General features: G+C 31.4%; 2 protein-coding genes. Both read left to right on the forward strand.

All coding sequences use genetic code 11. The features are described from left to right. A partial coding sequence (locus F6K13_RS27920; protein WP_287289121.1) for a PilZ domain-containing protein occupies positions 1-415 on the forward strand: 415 nt, incomplete at its 5' end. Positions 416-474: 59 nt separating this feature from the next. Next, on the forward strand, positions 475-2,100 hold the full coding sequence (locus F6K13_RS27925; RefSeq protein ID WP_124145456.1) for a glycosyltransferase family 39 protein: 1,626 nt from the start codon (positions 475-477) through the stop codon (positions 2,098-2,100). Positions 2,101-2,558 lie beyond the last annotated feature (458 nt).

The following is a 2,558-nucleotide window of genomic DNA, read 5'->3' on the forward strand; positions in this document are numbered from 1 at the left end:
TCGAAGGGTAGTGAAGTTAAAAATTGGTAACCAAATACTTTGGGGTACTACTAGACAGATATCAGAGGTGGGTGCTGAGATAGAGATTAATCAGAAAATTTCTGATGGTTTATTGGTAGAAGATTTGCCACTAAAGTTGAAAATTGTTCCAGAAGAAATTTATTTACAAGGTAATGTAACTAATATAGAAATGAGTGAAAATTTTCCTTGTATAAAAGTAAGGTTTGAGGAAGTAAATTTATCTGAAAAACGACAATTAATAGAATTATTATTCTGTCGGCCTGGACAATGGCAGCGATTAAAAGTACCCGGTGAATTAAAATCTTTATGGTTATTATTGCGAGTGTTTTTGAAGCCAAGATTTATATTTGAAAGAAAACCGAAACAGGAAGCAATGGAAGTTGGTCAGCTATAGCACTAGGGGCAAGTCATTTTAGTTATCAGTTATCAATATCTCCCCATTAAATCAAAAAAATGACTATAAAAATCAACAAAAATTTCCTATCCCAACCCATAGTTATTTTACTAATTATTACCATAACTTTAGGAATAGGATTCCGCTTTCTCTACCTTGATAAAAAAGTCTATTGGCATGACGAAGTATATACCTCTTTAAGAGCTGCTGGTTTTAGCGGAGATGATATTGACCGAGAATCATTTCAAAACCAAATTATTCCAGCTAAACAACTACAAAAATATCAACAAATTAAACCACAAAGCACTTTAATAGGAACTCTCAATTCTCTAACAATTGAAAATCCCCATCATCCACCTTTATATTATTTTATAGCTCGCTTATGGATGCAAAAATTTGGTGGTTCCCTCGCTGCATCTCGTAGTTTACCAGCATTAATTAGTTTATTATCTTTGCCATTAATATATGTTCTAGCTAGGCAACTTTTTAATTCCCATTTAACTGCTTTACTGGCAACTACATTTTTAGCTGTATCACCTGTTGAAATTTTATTTGCTCAAACTGCTAGGCAATATAGTTTAGTTACTGTTTTGAGTATTGCTAGTAGTATTTTATTATTGAAAGCTCTAGATTCTCGCAGTTGGAAAAAATGGGGATTATATATTGTTATTTCTGCTGTTGGTTTATATACTCATTTGTTTTTTTGTTTCACTCTAATCTCCCATGGCATATTTGTAATTAGCAATTGGTTTTTCTCAAATTATGTAGTCAGAATTTCTCCTGAAAATCAATCTAATTTATCAAAATTTCAACTTTTGATTCAAACATTACCTTTGGATTATTTCATGGCCTCAGTAGGAATAATAATTCTCTATCTTCCTTGGATAATTGTAGTAATTAATAATCTGCAACAAGCCTATTATGCAACAAATTGGGTAAGAGTATCAGTTAGCTTCGATTTTTTATTAAAAAAGTGGATTTTGAGTTTTTCATGTATGTTTATTGACTTAGATTTTGGTTTTTATAATATCGGCACATATTTACTGAGATTGCTATTTTTAATTATTATTGCTTGGGGAATTTATATGGTTTGTCGTTATTGTAATCTTTCCACAAAATTATTTATTCTGACTTCTATTTTTATACCATTTATAATATTAGTAATACCTGATTTAGTGCAAGGTGGAAAACGTTCTGCCATCACCCGTTATTTAATTCCCTGTTTTCCGGCAATATATTTATCAGTTGCTTATTTATTAGGGAAATATTTGAGTCAAAAATATTGGCGAGTAGTTTTAGGGATATTATTGACAGCGAGTATTACATCCTGCACTGTCAGCGCTATTTCTGATACTTGGTGGCATAATGCCCCTAGTTATTTTAATGGGGAGGTTGCTAAAAAAATTAACGCTAGCGACTCCCCAATATTATTGAGTGACTTGGGCGTTAATTATACTAACAGGGGAGATTTAATTTCACTCAGTTATATATTAGATGATGACGTTCGACTATTATTATTGAACAATTCTCCAAATTTTGAAATAGTTGAGAATGAGTCAGAGATATTTGTATTTCGACCCTCTGAAAGACTGAGGGAAGCGCTGAAAGCAAAACAGTGGGAATTTGAGTCTGTTGTAAATGAGGAATTGTGGAAAGTTAAGAATAGTTCATTAATGGATAATTGATAATTGATAATTGATAATTACCTCTTCCTTTTAGGAAGAGGATTGACTAAAAGGAAAAAAATTATTTTTTACCCCTTGAAAGGGGAGGCTTTAATTATTTAAAAATTTAAAAATTTAATCATTTAATTATTAATTATTTAGTAAATAAGTCTATAGATCGATACCATAAAAGTTTTGGTCTTATCTGTTTGCGCACAATTCCGCAGGAAAGCAAACCTTATTATGCTATAGTTCATATTCATTTTAGATAGCTATATCTATCATTTTACCCTTTTTAAGGAAGGAATAAGAAGTAATACCAATTTGATAAATGTTTGCTACAAATAGATGGGGGAATTTTTAGGAGTCAGGAGTCAGGAGTCAGGAGTCGTATGGGAATTGCTTCAATACCATTTTTTAGTTCGTAAATCATCTTTTTGGTCAAAGGAACATCTCCTGTAAAATATTTTTATCACCCA

Origin of the sequence: Okeania sp. SIO2B9 (genome assembly GCF_010672505.1) — a bacterium.
GTDB lineage: Bacteria > Cyanobacteriota > Cyanobacteriia > Cyanobacteriales > Microcoleaceae > Okeania > Okeania hirsuta.